The sequence below is a fragment of the Dellaglioa sp. CoH-57-MRSF-21 genome (assembly GCF_056781915.1).
In genome coordinates this window covers 1-286 of the sequence record NZ_JBXAXU010000167.1, presented here as the reverse complement: position 1 = coordinate 286, position 286 = coordinate 1, and the positions used below count along the sequence as shown (strand labels likewise).

Genomic DNA, 286 nt, shown 5'->3' with positions numbered 1-286 from the left:
GTGCGGCGGTGCAGGTGGCTCGCAAGCATGGGCCTATACGTGGTACACCTGCTATCAATGCGGCGGCTCGGGCAAAGGTGCGCCCGTTTTGACAAAAATTTACACGGCCGAGCGGCTCGCAAAGCTGAACGCGACTAAGGCGCGCGCCGACGAACGCAAAGCTGCAAAGCGTGCGGCTGAGGCAGCGGCGGCCGAGGCCGAACGCGTGGCAAATCTCGCGGCTCGTCGTGCTGAATTCGACGCGGCTTATCCGGGCCTGTCGGGCCTGATTGATATGTACGCTGAG

General features: G+C 62.9%; 1 protein-coding gene. It reads left to right on the top strand.

Annotation, left to right across the window (positions count from 1 at the left end):
- Positions 1 to 88: 88 nt before the first annotated feature.
- Positions 89 to 286: hypothetical protein (locus AC1RPQ_RS08400; RefSeq protein WP_481762329.1), on the top strand; the 198-nt coding region annotated here is incomplete at its 3' end.